Raw genomic sequence first — 18,896 nt, 5'->3', positions numbered from 1 at the left:
TCACTCCTCCGTGGGTTGGGAGTCGATGGTCAGCCGGTAGTGTTCCGCCGCGTTGACCAGCTCCGCGCGGCCCTTCCAGCGGGGCTCTCCACCATAGCGCACCGACATCCACTCCTTGTCTCCATACCGCAGGACCCGCTGGCCCGGGGCGTCCTCGAGCGTCCATCCTGGAGGAAGCGCATCCCGCACCACCGGGGCGGGCCAGTAGACGAGCTGGATGTCGCGCAGCACCGTCCGCGACTGGAACTGCTCGGGCACCCGCGCGTCCCGCTGCTCCTCCAGCCGCTCGCCGTCCCATTCCAGGGTGAAGACCCGCTGGCCCAGCGCGAAGCCGGCCAGGCGCAGCGCCGCCGGGTCGACCTCCAGCAGGGCCTCCAGCGAGCGCGGGCCGCCCGGGTCCAGCTCGTGGGCGAAGCTCAGCCGCTGCGTCAGGCTGACGCTGGCGCCGAGCGAGGCCGGTGTCAGGGCGAGCGCGGGCAAGGCCACCTCCGGCGCGCCCCGGCGCGGGGCCGGGGTGACGCAGGAGGCGAGCCCCACCAGGGCGAGGGTGGCGATCAGGCCGCGCACAGCTTCTCGAGCACGCCGAGCCGGCGCTTGCTGTCGGCCACGAAGGGGTTCTCCTTGTCCCACGCGTAGCCGGCGAGGATGGCGGAGATCATCTTGCGCACCTCGGGCGAGGCGTTGGGGTGGAAGATGACGTCCTGGAAGCCGCCCTGGTACCAGGACTCGACGAAGGTGCGGAACGTGTCCACGCCGCCCTTGAGCGGCACCGCGTAGTCGGCCTCCCAGTCGATCTTCTCACCCGCGAACTCCCGGGCGATGCACTTCGCCGCCAGGCTCGCGGACTTCACGGCGATGGTGACGCCCGAGGAGAAGACGGGGTCCAGGAACTCGCCCGCGTTGCCGAGCAGCGCGAAGCCGTTGCCCCACAGCGACTTCACGTTGGCCGCGTAGCCGGTGATGGCGCGCGCGGGCGTGTCCCAGACGGCGTCCTTCAAGAGGCCGGACAGCGACGGGTCCTCGGCGACGATGGCCTTGAGCCGCTCGGTCTCCGTGCCCTTGAACTGCTCCAGGTACTCGCGCCTGGCCACCACGCCCAGCGAGCAGCGCCCGTTGGAGAAGGGGATGGTCCAGTACCAGACGTGCACGTGCTCGGGGTGCACGGTGATGCGGATCTTGCTGCGGTCGAACGTGCCCGGCGCGACGCGGTCCTCCACGTGCGTGAAGAGCGCGCCGCGCACCGGGAAGTTGGACGGCGTCTCCAGCGACAGGAGGCGGGGCAGCACGCGGCCGAAGCCGCTGGCGTCGAGCAGGAAGCGGGCCTGGACGCGGTAGGGCTCACCGTCGGGGCCGCGCGCCGTCAGCTCCGGCGTGGGGCCGGAGACGTCCACGGACTCCACGGTGTGGCGGAAGCGCAGCGTGGCGCCCATGCGCTCGGCGGCGAGCGCCAGCACGTGGTCGAAGTGCGCGCGCTGCACCTGGTACGTGGTGCCCCAGCCCTGGGAGGACTTCTCGCGGAAGTCGAAGTCCGTGTACTTGTCGCCGCGCACGAAGGCCGCGCCGTTCTTGTACTGGAAGCCCGCCTCCACGACGTCGCGGAGCATCCCCGCTTCCTCGATGTACTGCATGCTCTGCGGCAACAGGCTCTCTCCGATGGAGAAGCGGGGGAACTCCTCGCGCTCCAGGATCAACACCTGACGGCCTTGTCTGCGCAGGATGCCCGCCGCCACGGAACCCGACGGACCCGCCCCGATGATGACGACTTCCGTTTTTTCGATCTTCACGACACGTCCTTGCCTGATGGCAGTCTGCAACAGGGCGTGAGCACCCAGATGGTGACTTCGCCCAACAACATGGTGAGTCCGAAGGAGCGCAGCGCCGGCGTGGCGGAGAGTCCCAGGAGTCCGAAGGAGAGCAGGGTGCTCACGCCCGCCAGCGCCACCGCGAGCCAGGCGGAGTTGTCCCCGGGGTGCTCCAGCATGAAGATGCCGTAGTCCACGCCCATGCCCAAAAGGAGCATGAAGCCGAGCACCGTGAAGAGCTGGAGCGGCTCGCCGACCCAGCCGAAGCAGGCCAGCGTCACCAGTGTCCCCAGCGCGGTGGGCACCCACGCCCGCCAGGCCTGTCGGCGGAAGCGCGCGACGAGCAGCAGCAGCACCGCGACGTAGCCCAGCACGATGAGCCCGCCCATGAGCCGGCGGTAGCGCTCCAGCAGGCTGGAGATCTCCCGCGTCTTGTCCACCCAGCGCACGCCCTCCAGCCCCTGCGCGGCCTCGGCCACGCGCGGCAGCGCGGACGGGTCATTGAGCCCGCGCAGCATGACGATGCTGAAGTGGCCGTCGCCCAGCTGGCCCAGCCACTGCTGGCGGATGGCCGCCGAGGCGGGGCTGGCCAACAGCCGCTCGGGGGTGAGCACGTCGTCGGCGAAGCGGGCGCGGGTGGGGGCCTCACCCGTGGCCTCGGCCACCGCGGCCACCGCCTGCGCCTCCGCGCGCGCGCTCAGCTCCGCGTCCGCGCGCTGCTGCACACGACTGGGCAGCCAGTCCGACACCGCGCGGTAGCCCGAGAGCACCTTCTGCATGACGAGCGGGTCCAGCTTCGCCTTGAGCGCGGCCTCCCGCTCCAGCACCTGCTCCGCGTCGTCACCGCCCACCAGGAAGAACTGGGCGGGGCTGGGCAGGCCGAGCAGGCGCCCCAATTCACGCTGGTCGGAGATGAGGTGCGCGGGCGCATTCTGGAGCTGGCGCACGTCATCGCGCGTACCCAGCCGCCACAGGCCGCCGACGACGAAAAGGCCGAGCACCGCCGTGCCCACCCACCACGCGGGCGTGTGGGTGAAGCGCGGCCAGCGCGACAGCGACGCGCCGAAGCGGGTGGCGAAGGACGTCACCGGCAGCTCCCCCGTGTCCAGCAGGGGGAACCAGCACGCGACGGTGAGGAACGCGGCGACCAGGCCCGTGGCGGAGAAGAGCGCCATCTGCCGCAGGCCAGGGAAGGGCGCGATGCCGAGCGCCAGGTACGCCACCACGCTGGTGGCGAGCGCCAGCACCATGCCGGGCAGGAGGCCGCGCATCAGCGGCCAGCGCTCCGAGGGCGGCCTGCCCTGGCGCGCGGCGAAGTAGTGGAAGCCGTAGTCCTCCGCCACGCCCACCAGGCTGGAGCCGAACACCAGGGTGAGCAGGTGCACCCGCTCGAAGACCAGGGCCGTGACGCTCAGCGCCACGGCGCACCCGAGCACCAGCGACAGGCCGACCAGGACGATGGGCCGCACCGAGCGGAAGGTGAGCCAGACGAGCAGCAGCACCGCCGCCAGCGAGCCGATGCCGATGGTGGACATCTCCGAGCTGGCCTGGGACGCGGCGGCCTCCGCGTACAGCGGCACGCCCGCGGACACCATGCGGCTGCCGGGCACCTGGGCCTCCATGGCCGCGCGCGCCCGCGCCACCGCGGAGGTGATGTTCCCCTCGTCGCCCAGCGCGAAGGCGGACACCTGGCTGTGCCACGCGAGCAGCACCCACTCCCGCCCCTCGCCCGACAACCACAGTCGCCCGTCCCGGGGACGTGCGGTGCTCTCCGACGCGCGCGCCGCCCACCAGTCGGGCCACAGGCCCAGCGGGTCCGCCTCCCAGTCCGTCAGCTTGGGCCCCGCGGGCTGGTACAGCTTCATCAGGGCGGTGCCGCCCAGCTCCTCCGGGCTCGCCTTCGCCAGCCACTCGCGCTGCGAGGAGGTGAGCAGCCTGTCGCGATAGGGCCGGTACAGCTCCAGCGCCGTCTCCAGCGAGGACGCGTCCAGCGCGGAGGCCTTCAGCGGCGAGTCGTCGCGCGACAGCTCCGCCTTGACCACGTCCGCCGCGCGCTGGGCCGAGTCCCAGTCCGCCGCGCCCACCAGCATCACCAGCTCACGGCCGGCCTGGTCGGCGAGCTTGCGCGTGGCGGCGCCGACCTCGGGGGCCTGCTCGTCCTCGGGCAGCAGCGCCAACACATCCGTGTCCAGGCGCGCCGAGCGCCAGAACCGGACCTGGTGCGCGCCCACGACGAGCACCACGAGCAGCCACAGGATGGCCCACTTATTTCGCAAGGCGTCCGGCTTCCGCGTCGCTGGGAGGAGGCGTCTGGCTCAGCTTGTCGAAGAGGATGACGCTCGAGTCGCCGCGCGCCTCCTCCAGTTGCACGCGCCGCACGTACTGGTCGCCCTCCAGGTGGATGCTCCGGAACACGCGCTGCAGGCCCGTGTCCGTGGGCGTGAGCGTCAGCTTCCAGCCCTCCGCGCCCACCAGCTCGCCCTCGACCTTGAAGCGCCTGGAGAGCGCCTTCACGTCGCCGGACAGGAGCGCGAACATCACCTCGTTCACCGCGGCGAGCCCCGGCTCCTTGCTCGCGTCCAGGTGGTACGCCGCCGCGCCCGTGCCCTGCTCGGCGCTCAGCGACTTGCGCGTCAGCGTGAGCGTGGAGGCGAACGGCGTCTTCGTGTCCCACAGCACGCCCTGCTCGCGCGACAGGAGGAAGACCCCACGCGACACCAGCGGCTTCTTGAAGCCGGAGACCGTCTTCTTCTGCTCGAAGTCGCCGCGCAGCAGCGGCACATCCACGAGCCGCTCGCGGACCTGGGACACGACGTCACGGGCGCTCGCCGCCGCTCCCCAGAGCAGCGCCACGAGCAGGAGCACGCGCTTCATTCGGGCTTCACCCCCAGCCGCTGCCAGAGCACCGGCGGACAGACGTACAGCATCTCCTTGGTGGCGATGGACACGGCGACCTGGATGGTGTGGGCCTGGTTCACCTTCTGGCCCGTGGCCGCGTCGCGCAGCACGTAGTCGATGCGCAGCCGGTTCTCCCACTCGGTGATTTCGGCGCGAATCCTGAGCGCCTTCCCATACGTCGCCGAGCGCACGTACTTCAGCCGCATGTCCACCACGGGCCACGCGTAGCCGGACGCCAGCATCTGCGGGTAGTCGTAGTCGAACTTCGCCAGGAGCGCGCACCGCGCCAGCTCCAGGTACTTCACGTAGTGGCCATGCCAGACGACCTCCATCAGGTCGATGTCATGGAAGGGCGGCGTCAGCTCGATTTCGTGGCTGAGCTCAGGCTTCATAGAGCCTCCACTCACGGGCGCGGATGGCCCCCAGCAGCACTTGCAGCTCACGGTCCAACGCGCGGTCCTCCACCACCAACGGGATTCGCTGCTCCAGCTCGGCCTGCATCGACGCCAGAGACGCCGTGAGATTCAAACCTTGAGCAACGCGTTGCCGCAGCGCGATTCCCTGACGCGCCGCGATGAGCATGGCGGCCACCACCTGCTCGGACAGCTCCAGGACGCGCAGGCAGTCGCGCGCGGCGATGGTGCCCATGCTCACCTTGTCCTGGTTGTGGCACTCGGTGGAGCGGGAGAAGACGGACGCGGGCATCGTCTGCTTGAGCGCCTCCGCCGTCCACGCGGACACGCTGATCTGCACCGCCTTGAGGCCGTGGTTGATGGCCGCGCGCGGGCCCGTCGCCCCGGAGAGGTTGGACGGCAGGCCGTGGTTGTAGCGGGTGTCCACCAGCAGCGCGAGCTGACGGTCCAAGAGGTCCGCCACGTTGGCCACCGCGTTCTTCAGCCCGTCCATGGCGAAGGCGATGTGGCCGCCGTAGAAGTGCCCGCCGTGCAGCACCCGCTCGCTGTCCGGGTCGATGAGCGGGTTGTCGTTGGCGCTGTTGAGCTCGTTCTCAATCTGCGCGCGGAAGAAGGGCAGGGCGTCCTCGAGCACGCCGATGACGTGGGGCGCGCAGCGCAGCGAGTAGCGGTCTTGCAGGCGCTGCTCGTTGCGGCTGGGGCGCTCGGTGGCCAGGTCCAGCCGCAGCCTCGCGGCCACGCGCTGCTGGCCCACGTGCGGCTTGACGGCGAACAGGGCCTCGTCGAAGTGGTGCGCGTTGCCGGCGCTCGCCACCACGTTGAAGGCCGTCAGCCGCGTGGCCAGCCGGCTCAGGTACTCCGCGCGCTCCCACGCGAGGCAGGCCAGGGCGGTCATCACCGCCGTGCCGTTCATGATGGCCAGCCCCTCCTTGGGGCGCAGCCGCAGGGGCACGAGCCCGTGCTTCGCCAGCACCTCGGCCGCGGGACGGCGCTCGCCCCGGTGGAGGACCTCGCGCTCGCCGCACAGCGCGGCGGCCACGTAGGACAGGGGCGTCAGGTCACCGCTGGCGCCCACCGAGCCCTCGGCCGGAATCAGCGGCAGGATGTCCAGGCGCAGGAACTGCTCCAACTGGTGGAGCAGCCCCAGGCCCACGCCGGACACGCCCTGCGACAGCGACGCCAGCCGGGCCGCGAGCACCGCGCGCGTCTCCTCGGGCGTGAGGAAGCGGCCCGCGCCGATGCCATGGTAGGCGTAGAGGTGGTGCGGCAGCTCGGCCACCAGCTCCGGGGGGATGGTGACGGTGCACGAGTCGCCGTACCCCGTCGTCACCCCGTAGATGTGCCCGTCCTCGGCCAAGAGCCGGTCCAGGAACTCCGCGCCCCGGGTGATGCGTCCCCGGAACTCCGCGGCGGTGCTCAGCTCGGCTTCGCGCTCGCGGCGCGACAGCGCGGACACGTCTTCAATGGCGAGCCGGCTCCCATCGAACCGGACCGCGCGCTCACTCTTGATTCCTGGCGGAGACATTCGCCTGATCCCAGAAGGGAAAGAAGTTGAACCAATCGAACGGTGAGCGCTTCAAGAGCGCCGTCACCTGTCCGGCATAACGCCTGGCGTGCTCCGTCAGCGCGGGCACGCGCTTGCCTCTGGGCAGCTCGACCTTCTCCGCCAGGCACTCGAAGTGGATGGTGTAGCCGCCGTTCTCGTGGATGCAGCCCAGGAGGTACAGCGGGCACTTGAACAGCGAGGCCAGCACGTACGGCCCCACGGGGAAGGCGGCCGGGTGCCCCAGGAACTCCACGTCCACCGTCTGGCTGGCGTTCACCGGCACGCGGTCCCCGGCAATCACCACGAACTCGCCCGCCGCCACGTACTTCTCCAGCGCGACGGCGGTGCCCGGCCCCATGTCGGTGACCTCCACCAGCTGGAACATGCTGTCGGGGTTGAGCCGCTTGAGCAGCCGGTTGAACTGCTCGGCGTGGCGGGTGTGCACCAGGATGTGGAGCTTCACCTCGCCGCGCTTCTCCGCCATGGCTCGGCACAGCTCCAGGCAGCCCATGTGCGCGGTGACGATGATGCCGCCCTTGCCCTGCTTCACCACCTCGTAGAACTGCTCGCGCCCCTCGGTGCGGACCTGCTCGAAGCGGTAGCGGCCGCTGACGGCGAGCAGCTTGTCGAGCATCGTCTCCGCGAAGGTCACCAGGTGCTTGAGGCTGTCCTTCCGGCCCGGCGTGTGGCCGATGGCGCCCGTGGCCGCCTGGACGCGCGTGAGGTACTGCAGCGACGCGTCGCGGACCACGGGGCGCGACAGCCAGTGGACGAACACGACGGGGTACAGGCACAGGCGGAACGGCCAGCGGCCCAGGAGCCGGTGGACCCAGTACAGGAGCCAGATGCCGAGCACGAACGTGCTCTCTCCCATCTCCGCCCAGTGCCGCGCCCTCATGAGGAGACCTTCCTCCAGAGGAGCAGCGGCAGCCGCGCCAGCATCCCGAAGAACAGCTTCGCGTGCATGCCGGAGATGCGCACGTTGTCCCAGAGCACGTCGAAGTGGGAGATGCCGTCGGTGGGGTAGCGCACGCGGGTGGGCTGGTTGAGGATGCCCATCCCCCGCCAGTACAGCCGCACCAGCACCTCCACGTCGAAGTCCATCCGCTTGCCGATGCGCACCTGGTCGATGAGCGCCACGGTGGGCGCCAGCGGATAGACGCGGAAGCCGCACATCGAGTCGCGGATGGCCAGCGACAGCGTGTTGATCCACACCCAGATGTGCGTGGCGTAGCGGCCGTACAGCCGGCCCTTGGGCACCGACTCATCGTACACGGGCGTGCCGCAGACGAGCTTGTCGGGCGCGCCCTTCGCCAGCTCCAGGAAGCGCGGGATGTCGCCGGTGTCGTGCTGACCGTCGGCGTCGATCTGCAGCGCGTGGCTGTAGCCCGCGGCCTGGGCCGCCTTGAGGCCCGCCATCATCGCGCCGCCCTTGCCCTCGTTCTGGGGCAGGCGCACCACGGAGACACCGGACGCGTCGCTTGCCGCGAGCGAGTCCAGCACCCGCGCGCAGCCCGGCTCGCTGCCGTCGTCCACCAGCACGCACGGCAGCCCATGCGCGCGCACGGCGTGCACCACCGCGCCCACGGCCTCGCCGTGGTTGTAGACGGGAATCACCGCGCAGACCTTCATCCGTGGACCTCGGTGAACAGGATGCGGCCGCTCCCGTGGGTGCCGGCCTCGGAGGTGTACTTGAAGTGGAGGCTGCCCTTGGCCGCGCTCCACGTCAGCTCCAGCGTCACCTGCGTCTCGGGGACGATGAGCTGCTGGAACTTCACCACCTCCATGCGCAGGAAGTGGGGCGGCAGCGTGAACAGCTCGCGGGCGAACTGGATGGCCCATTCAATCTGCGCCACGCCGGGCAGGATGGCCTTCTGGGGGAAGTGGCCCTTGAACTGGGGCAGGCTCGCCGGCGTCTCCAGGCTCAGCACGGCCTTCTCCGGCCCCTGCTCGAGCACGCGCAGGGGCGGCCTGCGGGAGTCGAAGAGGGCGGTGAGCGCCGCCTCGGTGGATTTGCCCTGGCTGTTGACTGGCATCGCCTCCAGATACCGGAATCGACGCGGAAGGACAGCAGGCTCGAAGCCATGGGCCAGCTGTTCCCGCAGGGCCTGGTTCAGCGAGCGCTTGCCCTGTCCCGTGAGGAGCCTGCCGCCAGCGGCCGTGGGCACCGCCACCACCGCGAGCGTCACCCGCAGGCCCTCTTGCAGCGGCACCACGCGCGCCTCGGTGAGGAGCCCGCCCGCCACGAGCGTTCGCTCCATGGCGCTCAGCGACACGCGCTTCTCCTCCAGCTTCAGGAGGCGGTCCTTGCGCCCGAGCAGCTCGAAGCCCTCTGGCAGCAGCCGCGCCCGGTCCTCGGTCCGGAACCAGCTGTCCTCCGGCAGGTGCGGGGAGCGGACCGCGAGCGCGTCGTCCTCCAGGCGGACCTCCAGGCCCGGCATCAGCGTCCATCCCGCGTCGTCCTCGCGCGAGCGCTGTCGCCACGCGATGCCGCCCGTCTCCGAGCTGCCGTAGACCTCCACCGGCGCCTGACCCAGGAGCGTCCGGCACGCGTGCAGCGCCTCGGTGGGAAGCGGCCCTCCGGACGAGTACACCGCGCGAAGGTTCCCGCGAGCGCTCTCCCACGCCAGCGTCCCGGGCAGCCGCTTGAGGTGGGCGGGGCTGGCCACGAGCACGGAGGGGCCCTTCGTCAGCTCCGCGAGCAGCTCCTCCGGATACGGCAGGCTCCGCGCGAGGAAGGGCCGGCCCGCCGTCAGCGGCCAGAGCACCCGGAACAAGAGCCCGTAGATGTGCTGGTGCGAGACCGTGGCGAGCACGCGGGCGTCGCCGACGCGCGCGTCGAACAGGCGGCCCAGCGTGTGGACCTCGCGCGTGAGCTGGCCCAGGTGCTTGTCCATGGCCGCGGGCTCGCCGCTGGAGCCGGAGGTGTAGACCACCAGCGAGCGCGCCCCCGAGGACAGCGGCCTCCAGTCGGAGCGCCGGGCCTCCTCGGGCACGAGCGGGGAGAGCGAGGCGGGGACCTGTCCGGCGAAGCCCTCCACCTCGCGCGCGAGCCGCTCCAGCGTGGCGGGCTGGAGGTCGGACGGCAGGTAGACACACTTCCCCGCGTGCCAGGCGCCCAGGAGCGCGGCGGCGAACTCGTACGTGTCCTCGAAGTACAGCGCCAGGCGCCGACCCTCGCGCCGCTCGAAGGCCGCGCGCCAGCCGGCGGCCCGGGCCTGGAAGGCCGCGAACCCCAGCACGTGCCCGTCCCGCAGCGCCACCGGGAAGTCGGAGGGGCGGCCGTGGGTGAGGAGCTCCTCGAGGGCGACGCTCTCAGCCATGGACGTGGCCCGCCCTCACGCGTCGGCGCACCAGCCACTCGCCGGCGAAGAGCAGCCCCATCAAGCCGTAGGAGATGAGCCCGTTGTACAGCGCCCACGTGGCGTCGCTCGCCCACAGGGCCGTGGCGAGCGCGATGCCGCCGTTGACGACGAAGAAGCCGCACCACACCTGCGTCACCCGCCGCGTGTAGGCCACGCCCGAGGCCGGGAGCTGGGGCTCGCGCAGCCGCGCCAGCCGCTCGATGACGGTGGGCGGATACACCAGGCTGGTGGCGAAGACGGCGAGCAGCATCGAGTTCACGAGCACCGGATAGAGCTTCAGCGGCAGGGCGTGGTTGCCCAGCATGCTGGTGCCCGCGAGCACGAGCGCGAGCGCGGCGGTGACGAGCCACACGCGCTCCTTCGTGGCCACGGCGCGCAGGACGGCCATGACCCCCAGCGGAATCGCCATCCAGCGAGGCTCGAACCGGCCCAGCCCGCTGTACATGATGAGCGGGTACGCGAGGCTCAGCACGCCGAGCAGCGCTGGACGCAGGTGCTTCACGCCGCCACGGATTCGTCGAGCAGGCTGTGCAGCGCGTCGACGACGTCCTGGATGGTGCGGACCGACTTGAAGACCTCCGGCGAGATGCGCTTGCCCGTCACGGGCTTGAGCTTCACCAGCAGGTCCACCGCGTCGATGCTGTCGATGTCCAGGTCGTCCCGGAGGCGGGCCTCGGGGGTGATTCGCGCCGGGTCGATGTCGAAGGTGTCCTGCAGGAGCGTGCGCAGGTTCTCGAAGAGCTGGTTCTTGGTCATGTGGTGCATAAGGGCCCCCTCGAAGGAATGGTGGATGCTCAGGACTTGCGGTGGGCGCTCACGAAGGTCGCGAGGGCGCGCACGCTGGCGAAGTGACGACGGTTCTCCTGGGAGTCGCTCGCCAGGGCGACGCCATAGGTCTTCTGCAGCGCCAGGCCGAGCTCCAGGGCATCGATGGAGTCCAGCCCCAGGCCCTCGACGAACAGCGGCGCACCCGGGTCGATGTCCTCGGGTTTGACGTCCTCGAGATTCAAGGTCTCGATGACCAGCTTCTTTATCTCCTGCTCAAGCACCTGCATGACGTTGTGTCTCCGTGGAGAAGTAGTCGTGCAATCTCTCGGTGAGATGGCGGGCCGCGAGCGCCTCTCCGTGCGCTTCGTCGACCATGGACGCGACGTGGAGGTCGTCCTGGACCACGATGGTGAAGTTCATCTTCGAGGGGGGCACGCGCCACCAGGGCAGGCCCTTGGTGAGGCTCAGCGGCTGGCAGCGGATGGTGACGGGGGTGATGTCACAGGGCCCGCGCACCGCGATGTTGGCCGCGCCGCGCTGCAGCTTCATGGGCCCCGTCACCGGCGTGCGGGTGCCCTCGGGGAAGATGATGAGGTTGTTGCCCGCCTTCACGGACGCGATGCACGCCTTGACCAGCTCCGGGCCGGAGTCGTTGCACAGGTAGCCGGTGGCCTCCACGGGCCCCCGGGTGAAGGGGTTGTTGGCCAGGCTCGCCTTCACCACGCAGTCCGCGTTGGGCACCAGCGAGATGAGGAACACCACGTCGATGAGCGTGGGGTGGTTGGCCAGGATGAGCAGGCCGGGGCGCGCGAGCTTCTCCACGCCCTCGATGCGGTAGGCGAGCACGCCCACCACGCGCATCAGCTCGATGAAGAAGCGGAACGAGTGGTGCACCGCCAGCCGGGCCAGCCGCGTGCGCCGGGGCCGGTCGCGCACCAGCAGCGACAGCAGCGGGAAGAAGAAGATGCGCAGGGCCAGCCCGCCCAGCCCGAAGGTGGCGAAGCAGAAGCCCGTGGCGAACACGCGCCAGTAGTAGTTGAGGCGCTCAGACATCGCGTTCCCACCGCCACAGGCGCGAGCCCACGACCCGCTCCAGGCGCGCGTCGTCCAGGACGAGGAAGCGCAGCACGGACAGCTCCTCCGGAATCCCCTCCGGAGTTGGCGCGGGAGGGACACCCTCCGCGGCGCCGCAGGACAGCCGGAAGCGGGGGCCGTCGCCCGCGGGCCTCACGCTGCAGGCCCAGGCGTGCGCCAGGGACGTCTGCTCCGGGAAGTGCTGGAAGGGCGCGGGGCGGGGCTCGTCGTAGATGATGACGACGACCTCCGGAGCGCCCTCGCCGAGCAGCCCGCACGCCTCCACGAAGGCGGCCTCCACCGTCTCCGCGCCCGCGGCCACCGCGCTCTGCGCCGTCAAATCCCCCCGGGCGATGGAGTACAGCCCGCCGATGGCGTTGTGCACCGACAGGCTGAAGGACGTGGGCGACAGCGGGGTGGACTTCGCGAGCTGCTCCAGCAGGTCCACCGAGCGGCCCATGTCCCCATACCGGGACGCGAACACCAGGGGACACGCGGGGGCGTCCGCCTGGCACGTGTACGCCGCCTGGAGCGCGATGCGGCCCAGCCTGTCCACCCGACGGCGCATCATCGGCGGCATCTCCGTCAGGGGAGGCGTCCCCTCGGACGGGAGTGGATGGGGCTTGGAGAGCCAGGACCTCCAGGCGTCTTGCCCGAAAAGCCCAGGAGCCCACGCGGCCCAGTGGTGGACGGAAAAAACCATGATGGCGGGGAAGAAAGGCGGGTGCTGCCTGCGGCGGTCCTCTACCAAAGCATCATATACGAGACAATTGGCTCCGATGGGGCGTTGCCTCCGAGGACGAGACAAGGCACCCGCGCATTCACTCGCTCATGCTACGCCGCGCCCGCACCGGGCCGAGAGGGGTGGGGTGGACGTCGCGCTCGCATGGCCGGTGGGGAGGTGGCCGCCGCCCGCCCACGGGTCGATTCCGCGTCGAGGGCCCTGGGCCACGAGCGCGCGAGCGTGCCGTCCGGAATGGTGACGCCCCGTGCGCCGCCTCCAGACCCTGGGTGGTAGAGGGTAGGAGAGACCTCGTGGCTTCCCATGGTGTGATGACGACCCGGATCTCCGAGGGACTGCGCAAGCGGCCGGACCCCGTGATTTCCGCCAGGGAGGAATGGACGTCGCGGGCCCCGCGCTTTCGAAGAAACCGGGCGGAGCGCGTTGGCGCGAAGCGTGCGCCGGGCCGGGATGACACGCGGGGCAATGACATACGGCGGCGGTCCGCTCCTCCCGGGCGACGGAGGCGGTCCCCGCGCGCCCCGCATGCGCAACTGTCCCGCAGTCAGGTGTCACGCGTCGGAGCGTGGCCGTCCCTTCGGGGCTCGTTGCCGCGATGCATGACCGGAGGCAGCTTGGCCGCTCCCTCGACAGCCCGCTGTGGGCCGCACGGCCCCCGGGCAGGAGCGTCACACCATGTTCCAGGTCCTCGCAGGCATCCTCGCCGCGGCGGGTGTCGCCGGCTCACAACCCGTCCCCGAGGCGCCTCCCGACGCCGCCGCGGAGCTGGCGCGGGCCTGCACCACGCTGACGGCGCCCGGGAACCGCCGGGCCAAGGTCTGCAAGACGTGGACGGCGATGGGTGGTGGCGTCTATCGGGGCACGTGGTCCACCAGCAGCCACGCCAGCGGCACCCGGCTCCAGTTCTACGCGGACGGCTACGTCTTCAACGCGGCCTGGAGCGGCGAGTACTCGGGCGTCCAGCGCTTCCTGCTGCGGCTGTGCAACACGAGCACGGGGCGCTGCTCCGCGTGGTGGTAGCCGGCGTCAGGGCGCCTCGCTCCAGTCCCACGCCACGACGGCCCACTCGTCCGTGGCGTCGCGATAGGTGTGCAGCGTCCTGAAGCCCACGCGCTCGTGGGCGCGCAGCGAGCGCGTGTTGCGCGCCGACACCTCGGTGACGAGCAGGTCGAAGCGGCCGTGGTAGAGCTCCCGGTGCTTCGCGTAGAGCTGGTCGAAGAGCCCCTTGCCCCGGTGGGCCTTGTCCACGCAGACCTGCCCCATGACGTAGAAGCGCTGCTCTCGCAGCGCGCGCCCCCGGTACTCCAGCGTGTCGAGCAGGTCGAACATGGGCACGAGCAGGGGCATCAGCGCCCGGCACTCGCGGGGCATCGTCAGCGCGTACGCCACCAGCTCGTCGCCGTGGTGCGCGACGATGCTGGGCGCCAGCGCGTGCATCCGCTCCAGGGCCGTCACGTCGTGCTCCACGGTGACGAAGCCTTGCGAGCGCATCTCGTCATCCTCGAGCACCTGCTTCAGGTTCCTGCGCTGCAGCTCCAGGATTGCCGGGAGCTCCGACGGGCCGCGCACCGCCGTCACCTCATAGGGGCTTGCCATGGTGCTGGGAGGATAGACGAGGCGCGGTGTGTCGCACGAGCCAGCGCTCGACGTCCTTGAACTGCTGGGTACGGGCGGGCAGGTGGGCCTGGTTGTAGCGCTGCGCGGCGTTCGCCAGCGTGAGGGCGCGCTGGCGCTGGCCGGGCTCGGCCTCGAGCGCTCGGGCCATCGAGTAGCGGGCGCTGGCCAGCTCATCGGCGTAGCGCTCGGCGGAGGGCTGTTCGAGCAGGCCGAGGGCCCGCTCCAGCAGGGGGATGGCCTTGCGCGGCTCCCCCAGGCCCAGGTGGTCATCCGCGACGTGCATCAATTCCATCCCCACCCGGGCATCCTGGGGACCGTGGCGCTTCTCGCGGATGGTCACCGCGCGCTGGTGGTGCTTCAGCGCCTCCTCGTGTCGCCCCAGCGAGGCCAGCACCAGGCCCAGGCGTGAGAGGGACGCGCCCACGTCGCTGGCGTCGGGACCCTGCACCTTCTCGTGGATGCGCGCCGCCTTGATGTAGTGCTGGAGGCTCTCCTCCGGGCGCCCCTGCTCCATCAGGAACCCCGCCAGGTTGTGGTACGCGCTGGCCACCGCCTCGCTCTCCTCGCCGTAGACGCGCTGGTTGATGGCCAGCGCCTCCCGTCCGTATCGCAGCGCGGCCTCGATGTCGCCGAGCCGCACGTTGAAGACGGCGAGGTTGCTGAGCACGGTGGCGAGGTACGGATGCTCGGGGCCGTACTTCTCCCGGTAGATGGCCTCCGCCTCGGTGAGGAAGCGAAGCCCCTCCGCGTGGCGGTCGAACTCGTGGAGCGCGTGGCCCATGGTCAACAGCGCCGTGCCGAGCTCCGGCTCGTTCGAGGTGTAGAGCTTGCGCGCCAGCTCCACCGCGCGCTGGCTCGCCGCCAGCGCCTCCTCGCGTCGCCCGCGCCTGCGGTGGAGGCTGGCGAGGTTGCGGAAGTACATCGCCTCGATGCGCGCGTCGCCGCCCAGCCTGCGCAGCGCCGCCTCCGCGTGTCCGGGCACGGCGCCGTCCGGGTCCACCTCGGGCCCCACCAGGCTGAGCAGGCGGAGCATGCCCGCCCAGGACTCGGCGGCCTGTCGGTCATGGCGACTGGCGGTGGCCACCTGGATGGCCTGGTGCAGGGTCTTGATGGCGTCGCGGTACGCGAGGTTCTTCCCCTGCGTCTCGGCGAGCAGGTCCAGCACCTCCGCCTCGAGCGGCCCGTAGCCGATGGCGTGGGCCTCGGCCGCCACCTCGTTCGCCATCAGGAGCGCGGGCGCGACCTGGCCCGCGTTGAGCTTCGCGCGCACCTGGGCCCGTCGGGTGCGCAGGGCCTCCATGCGCTTCTGGCTGGCCTCGTCGGTGGGCGGCGGCTCGGGCGCGGCCAGCGCGGCCAGGTTGGCGCAGACGGACACGCTCTCCAGCGAGTGCACCACGCGCGTCGCGTTCTGGATGACCTGCGCGTCCGCGGCCGCGAGCGTGTCCACCACGGCGCCCAGGTCCTTGAGCCGCTGGTCCAGGCAGATGACCTGCCGCTCGAGCAGCCGCTCCGTCTGCTGTCCCTTCACGCGCGTGGCGACACACGCCTCGTGGCTCGCGGTGAGCCAGGCCCGTGCATGGCCGTTCAACGTGCGCTCCACCTCGCTCCACGCGCCCGCGGCGTAGGGCAGGGGGCTCTGGGAGAAGCGCGCGCGCACGGCGGCCCCGCGGGCCTCATCCCAGACGCCGACGAGGGCCTGCTCGTTGCTGGCGCAGGGCGACGCGGACGTGGTGCGGTGCAGGACGGCGCCTCCCACGAGCAACACCAGCCCCGCGGCCGTGGCGAGCGCGGCGCGGCGCCACCGGGTCCCGGGGGCATGGCTGAGCCCGCGCAGGAGCGCGTCCATGGATTCGTGGCGCGCCTCCGGCGAGGCGGCGAGTCCTCTCAGCAACACCTGATGCAGCCACACCGGGACATCCGAGCCCGGTGGTGGCCGAGGTCCGGGCGGCACGCGGACAGGCATCTGCGTGCCGGGGCTCGCGGGCTCGGCCGGGGTGAAGGGGCGCTTGCCATAGAGGGCCTCGTGCAGCGCGACGCAGAAGCTGTACTGGTCGCTGCGCGCGTCGGAGGGCTCGCCGCGCTTCTGCTCGGGCGCCATGTAGGCCGGCGTTCCCAGCACCATGTCCGAGCGGGTGTGCCACTCGCTGCGCAGCGGAGTGGGCGGGCCGCTCGGGGTGGGCGTGGGCGTGTCCTCGACGCCCTCGACGATGCGCGCCAGCCCGAAGTCGGTGATGCGCACGCGCCCGTCCTTGCCGACGAGCGCGTTGTCGGGCTTGAAGTCCCGGTGCACCAGCCCCTGCGCGTGCGCCGCCGCGAGCCCGCGCCCGGCCTGGATGTACAGGCCCAGCGTCTCGCGCCAGTCCTTGGGGCCCTTGCTCGCGCGGATGTGCGCGCGCAGCGTGGTGCCGTCCACCAGCTCCATGGCCAGGAAGACGTGCTCACCGAAGCGGCCCACGTCGTGGATGGTGATGACGTTCGGGTGGATGACGCGGGCGGTGGCCTGGGCCTCGCGCAACAGCCGCGCCTGGGCGCGCTCGAGGTGGGCGGAGCTGCTGGAGTCGATGCGGATCAGCTTGAGCGCGACGCGCCGGTCCAGCTCCGGGTCATACGCCGCGTGGACGACGCCCATGCCCCCGGAGCCGATGCGCTCGAGCACCACGTAGCGCCCGAGCAGCGCCCCGCGCTCGATCCACGAGCGCGCGGAGGTGGGCGTCGCGGGCGTCGAGGACGGAGGGCTTGCTTCCTCGTCCCGCGAACGCGCGGCCTCCGCCAGGAGTGCTCGACAGGAGGCGCAGGAATCAAGATGCTGCTCCACCTCATGCGTCGCTTCGACGTCCAGCTCACCCAGTGCGAAGGCGAAGAGTCGTCGTGTCTCGATGCATTCCATGACCGTGGTGACGATAACCGACGTGGGCGGTCAAGACGATGAGTGGCTCCGAGCATGAAGAGGACCTGGCCTTCGCGCGCGCCTGCGCGCGGCAGGACGCCAGCGCCCTGACCGAGTTCGAGTCGCGCTTCATCCCGTCGCTCCGCAAGGCGCTGCTGCACCGGGGGCTGGAAGTCACGGTGGCGGATGAGGCGCTCCAGTTGCTGCGCGTGAAGCTCTTCCTTCCCAGCGGAGAGCGCGCGCCGCGCATCGCCGACTACGAGGGGCAGGGCTCGTTGCTGGCGTGGCTCCGCGTGGCCGCCCTGCGCACCGCGCTCAACCTGATGCGGGAGCGGAAGATTTCGCTCGACCTGGATGACTCCAAACTCGCGGAGACGAGCGTTCAAGACGTGGACATGGACCGGCGCTTCATCCAGGAGCGCTACCGCGAGGACTTCACGGTGGCTTTCCAGGAGGCGCTCGGCGCGCTGGAGCCTCGGGGGCGGACGCTGCTGCGGCTGCACCTGGTGGAGGGCATGGGCACGGCGCAGATTGCCCGCGCGTACCAGGTGGACCGCTCCACGGTGAAGCGGTGGCTGGCGCAGTTCCGCGAGCGGCTGCGGCAGGACGTGCGCGAGCGGCTCGCGGCCCGGCTGGGCGAGAACTCCGAGGGGCTCACCAGTTTGCTGCGGGTGCTCCAGAGTCAGCTGGACCTGAGCATCCGCTCGGTGATGCGCGACGCGACGCCGTCTTGAGCGCTGGCGCGCCCGGATTCTTGGGGAAAAGTGAGGCGCGAATGCGCCACTTCGCGCCGGGGCGTGTCGAGAGGGTGATGTGCCCCGATACCGCGCTTGCTTCCCCACACCCCCTGCGCGGACCCGGGGACGGCTGACCGCTCCTGGTCGGGAATTCGAGGGGAGCGTGGAGAAGGTCCGCGGGGGGCCTCTCCACGCTCCTTGTTCGAGCGTGCGCTCAGGCCTTCGTCGTCGCGAGCGCCTGTCGGATGGCGACCACCAGGGGGCAGTCGTCCTTCTCCAGGTCGAAGGGCTTGCGAGGGAAGAGGGGAGGCTGCGCCATGAAGCGGGGGCGGGTGCCCCGGTGCGGCTGCGCGGCGTGGGCGATGAACGGATGGCAGAGGTAGACGGTCCCCGCGTCGCCCGTGGCCAGCGCCTCCGGTCGTGACGCCGTCTGCTCCATCCGCTGCGCCAGCTCCATGAACGAAAGGCCCGCATCGCCCATGGGGGCCAGCATCCGCGCGACGTCGTGATGCGAGCCGACACGGAGTCGCGTGGGAGCGTCGCTCTCTCCGACGTCGGAGAACAGGAAGAGCATCAGGAGCGCGCGCCCCTGGGTGGAGATGTTGCTGCGCCACTCGAAGAAGGAGTCGGTGCCACCCGGCGGAGGGAAGCTGACGTCGACGTGCCAGCCGTCGTCACCGGGGTTCTCGGCGCTGGGGAAGCGGACCGGGAAGGAGCCCAGGCTCATCCTCGGCCACCATCGCTCGACGCCGACGAGCTGGTCGTACGCCGCCTTCAGCCTCGGTGTGTTCGCGGCCGCGCGGAAGACGTCCTGCGTGTACTCGCCGAGCCGGACCACGGGGCGGGTCCAGCTCGAAGGGTCGTCGGGTGAACAGCCGGTGTCCTTCCAGAGGAGGGCGCGCGCCTCGGCGGCGACCTCCTTCGGGAAGGCGTCATCGAGCCGGACGAAGCCCTGCTCGATGAACTGTTGTACCTGGGACGCACTCAGGACCGGGGAGGATTCAGGGGGCATGGGGCGCGGGGACGGAGGGTCGCGCTGATCCTTAC

The 18,896-nt window shown here is 71.0% G+C and carries 19 protein-coding genes; 2 read left to right on the top strand and 17 right to left on the bottom strand.

Annotated elements, in window-relative coordinates; genetic code table 11:
- The 14 genes from FL311_RS15010 to FL311_RS14945 are packed head-to-tail and all read right to left on the bottom strand — an operon-like array spanning position 1 to position 12,569.
- Positions 1 to 567, bottom strand: coding sequence for a DUF3261 domain-containing protein (locus FL311_RS15010; protein WP_141325831.1), 567 nt, complete (start codon positions 565 to 567; stop codon positions 1 to 3).
- Entirely contained in the window at positions 555 to 1,784 is a 1,230-nt protein-coding gene (locus FL311_RS15005; RefSeq protein WP_141325830.1) for an NAD(P)/FAD-dependent oxidoreductase, read from the bottom strand. The genes FL311_RS15010 and FL311_RS15005 overlap by 13 nt, the downstream gene beginning before the upstream one ends.
- A complete protein-coding gene (locus tag FL311_RS15000; protein ID WP_141325829.1) occupies positions 1,781 to 4,078 on the bottom strand; it encodes an MMPL family transporter in 2,298 nt (765 codons plus the stop codon). The genes FL311_RS15005 and FL311_RS15000 overlap by 4 nt, the downstream gene beginning before the upstream one ends.
- Positions 4,068 to 4,676 (bottom strand): outer membrane lipoprotein carrier protein LolA, encoded by a 609-nt coding sequence (locus tag FL311_RS14995; protein ID WP_141325828.1) that lies wholly within the window; start codon positions 4,674 to 4,676, stop codon positions 4,068 to 4,070. Before FL311_RS14995 ends, FL311_RS15000 begins: the two co-directional genes overlap by 11 nt.
- Positions 4,673 to 5,092, bottom strand: a complete 420-nt coding sequence (locus FL311_RS14990) for a thioesterase family protein (protein ID WP_141325827.1) — start codon at positions 5,090 to 5,092, stop codon at positions 4,673 to 4,675. Before FL311_RS14990 ends, FL311_RS14995 begins: the two co-directional genes overlap by 4 nt.
- The gene (hutH, locus tag FL311_RS14985) at positions 5,082 to 6,638 is read right to left on the bottom strand and encodes a histidine ammonia-lyase (protein ID WP_141325826.1); all 1,557 of its coding nucleotides are present in this window, start codon (positions 6,636 to 6,638) and stop codon (positions 5,082 to 5,084) included. Before hutH ends, FL311_RS14990 begins: the two co-directional genes overlap by 11 nt.
- Positions 6,613 to 7,557, bottom strand: coding sequence for an acyltransferase (locus FL311_RS14980; protein WP_141325825.1), 945 nt, complete (start codon positions 7,555 to 7,557; stop codon positions 6,613 to 6,615). Before FL311_RS14980 ends, hutH begins: the two co-directional genes overlap by 26 nt.
- On the bottom strand, positions 7,554 to 8,291 hold the full coding sequence (locus FL311_RS14975; RefSeq protein WP_141325824.1) for a glycosyltransferase family 2 protein: 738 nt from the start codon (positions 8,289 to 8,291) through the stop codon (positions 7,554 to 7,556). Before FL311_RS14975 ends, FL311_RS14980 begins: the two co-directional genes overlap by 4 nt.
- Entirely contained in the window at positions 8,288 to 9,982 is a 1,695-nt protein-coding gene (locus tag FL311_RS14970) for an AMP-binding protein (RefSeq protein ID WP_141325823.1), read from the bottom strand. The genes FL311_RS14975 and FL311_RS14970 overlap by 4 nt, the downstream gene beginning before the upstream one ends.
- A complete protein-coding gene (locus FL311_RS14965) occupies positions 9,975 to 10,526 on the bottom strand; it encodes a hypothetical protein (protein WP_228556881.1) in 552 nt (183 codons plus the stop codon). The genes FL311_RS14970 and FL311_RS14965 overlap by 8 nt, the downstream gene beginning before the upstream one ends.
- Complete coding sequence (locus FL311_RS14960) at positions 10,523 to 10,789, bottom strand: acyl carrier protein (RefSeq protein WP_223750172.1); 267 nt, start codon at positions 10,787 to 10,789, stop codon at positions 10,523 to 10,525. Before FL311_RS14960 ends, FL311_RS14965 begins: the two co-directional genes overlap by 4 nt.
- 29 nt (positions 10,790 to 10,818) lie before the next feature.
- Positions 10,819 to 11,079: a phosphopantetheine-binding protein gene (locus FL311_RS14955; RefSeq protein ID WP_046713101.1), complete on the bottom strand. Its 261-nt coding sequence runs from the start codon at positions 11,077 to 11,079 to the stop codon at positions 10,819 to 10,821.
- Positions 11,066 to 11,845 carry a 1-acyl-sn-glycerol-3-phosphate acyltransferase gene (locus FL311_RS14950; protein WP_141325822.1) on the bottom strand — a complete coding sequence of 260 codons (780 nt, stop codon included), beginning with the start codon at positions 11,843 to 11,845 and terminating at the stop codon, positions 11,066 to 11,068. Before FL311_RS14950 ends, FL311_RS14955 begins: the two co-directional genes overlap by 14 nt.
- Complete coding sequence (locus FL311_RS14945) at positions 11,838 to 12,569, bottom strand: beta-ketoacyl synthase chain length factor (RefSeq protein WP_141325821.1); 732 nt, start codon at positions 12,567 to 12,569, stop codon at positions 11,838 to 11,840. The genes FL311_RS14950 and FL311_RS14945 overlap by 8 nt, the downstream gene beginning before the upstream one ends.
- A gap of 714 nt (positions 12,570 to 13,283) precedes the next feature.
- On the opposite strand from FL311_RS14945, the gene FL311_RS14940 reads away from it, so the two are divergent.
- Positions 13,284 to 13,628: a hypothetical protein gene (locus tag FL311_RS14940; protein WP_141325820.1), complete on the top strand. Its 345-nt coding sequence runs from the start codon at positions 13,284 to 13,286 to the stop codon at positions 13,626 to 13,628.
- Between the two features lie 6 nt (positions 13,629 to 13,634).
- Here FL311_RS14940 and FL311_RS14935 read toward each other — a convergent pair whose 3' ends face one another.
- A complete protein-coding gene (locus FL311_RS14935; protein WP_141325819.1) occupies positions 13,635 to 14,204 on the bottom strand; it encodes a GNAT family N-acetyltransferase in 570 nt (189 codons plus the stop codon).
- A complete protein-coding gene (locus tag FL311_RS14930; protein ID WP_141325818.1) occupies positions 14,188 to 17,112 on the bottom strand; it encodes a tetratricopeptide repeat protein in 2,925 nt (974 codons plus the stop codon). The genes FL311_RS14935 and FL311_RS14930 overlap by 17 nt, the downstream gene beginning before the upstream one ends.
- Before the next feature lie 38 nt (positions 17,113 to 17,150).
- Here FL311_RS14930 and FL311_RS14925 point away from each other — a divergent pair, with 38 nt between their 5' ends.
- Positions 17,151 to 17,846 (top strand): sigma-70 family RNA polymerase sigma factor, encoded by a 696-nt coding sequence (locus FL311_RS14925; RefSeq protein ID WP_141325817.1) that lies wholly within the window; start codon positions 17,151 to 17,153, stop codon positions 17,844 to 17,846.
- Positions 17,847 to 18,063: 217 nt separating this feature from the next.
- On the opposite strand, the gene FL311_RS14920 is transcribed toward FL311_RS14925, so the two are convergent.
- Positions 18,064 to 18,861 carry a phytanoyl-CoA dioxygenase family protein gene (locus FL311_RS14920; protein ID WP_141325816.1) on the bottom strand — a complete coding sequence of 266 codons (798 nt, stop codon included), beginning with the start codon at positions 18,859 to 18,861 and terminating at the stop codon, positions 18,064 to 18,066.
- Positions 18,862 to 18,896 lie beyond the last annotated feature (35 nt).

The sequence above is a fragment of the Myxococcus sp. AB025B genome (assembly GCF_006518215.1).
Classification (GTDB): Bacteria; Myxococcota; Myxococcia; order Myxococcales; family Myxococcaceae; genus Myxococcus; species Myxococcus fulvus.
The sequence above is the reverse complement of the archived record's forward strand: the minus strand, read 5'-3'. Positions and strand labels throughout refer to the sequence as shown.

Excerpts from the sequence above, each read along its gene's own strand:
- FL311_RS14995 (WP_141325828.1), bottom strand. The coding sequence starts at position 4,676 with ATGAAGCGCGTGCTCCTGCTCGTGGCGCTGCTCTGGGGAGCGGCGGCG.
- FL311_RS14990 (WP_141325827.1), bottom strand. The coding sequence starts at position 5,092 with ATGAAGCCTGAGCTCAGCCACGAAATCGAGCTGACGCCGCCCTTCCAT.
- hutH (WP_141325826.1), bottom strand. The coding sequence starts at position 6,638 with ATGTCTCCGCCAGGAATCAAGAGTGAGCGCGCGGTCCGGTTCGATGGG.
- FL311_RS14980 (WP_141325825.1), bottom strand. The coding sequence starts at position 7,557 with ATGAGGGCGCGGCACTGGGCGGAGATGGGAGAGAGCACGTTCGTGCTC.
- FL311_RS14975 (WP_141325824.1), bottom strand. The coding sequence starts at position 8,291 with ATGAAGGTCTGCGCGGTGATTCCCGTCTACAACCACGGCGAGGCCGTG.
- FL311_RS14970 (WP_141325823.1), bottom strand. The coding sequence starts at position 9,982 with ATGGCTGAGAGCGTCGCCCTCGAGGAGCTCCTCACCCACGGCCGCCCC.
- FL311_RS14960 (WP_223750172.1), bottom strand. The coding sequence starts at position 10,789 with ATGCACCACATGACCAAGAACCAGCTCTTCGAGAACCTGCGCACGCTC.
- FL311_RS14955 (WP_046713101.1), bottom strand. The coding sequence starts at position 11,079 with ATGCAGGTGCTTGAGCAGGAGATAAAGAAGCTGGTCATCGAGACCTTG.
- FL311_RS14950 (WP_141325822.1), bottom strand. The coding sequence starts at position 11,845 with ATGTCTGAGCGCCTCAACTACTACTGGCGCGTGTTCGCCACGGGCTTC.
- FL311_RS14945 (WP_141325821.1), bottom strand. The coding sequence starts at position 12,569 with ATGGTTTTTTCCGTCCACCACTGGGCCGCGTGGGCTCCTGGGCTTTTC.
- FL311_RS14940 (WP_141325820.1), top strand. The coding sequence starts at position 13,284 with ATGTTCCAGGTCCTCGCAGGCATCCTCGCCGCGGCGGGTGTCGCCGGC.
- FL311_RS14935 (WP_141325819.1), bottom strand. The coding sequence starts at position 14,204 with ATGGCAAGCCCCTATGAGGTGACGGCGGTGCGCGGCCCGTCGGAGCTC.
- FL311_RS14930 (WP_141325818.1), bottom strand. The coding sequence starts at position 17,112 with ATGGAATGCATCGAGACACGACGACTCTTCGCCTTCGCACTGGGTGAG.
- FL311_RS14925 (WP_141325817.1), top strand. The coding sequence starts at position 17,151 with ATGAGTGGCTCCGAGCATGAAGAGGACCTGGCCTTCGCGCGCGCCTGC.
- FL311_RS14920 (WP_141325816.1), bottom strand. The coding sequence starts at position 18,861 with ATGCCCCCTGAATCCTCCCCGGTCCTGAGTGCGTCCCAGGTACAACAG.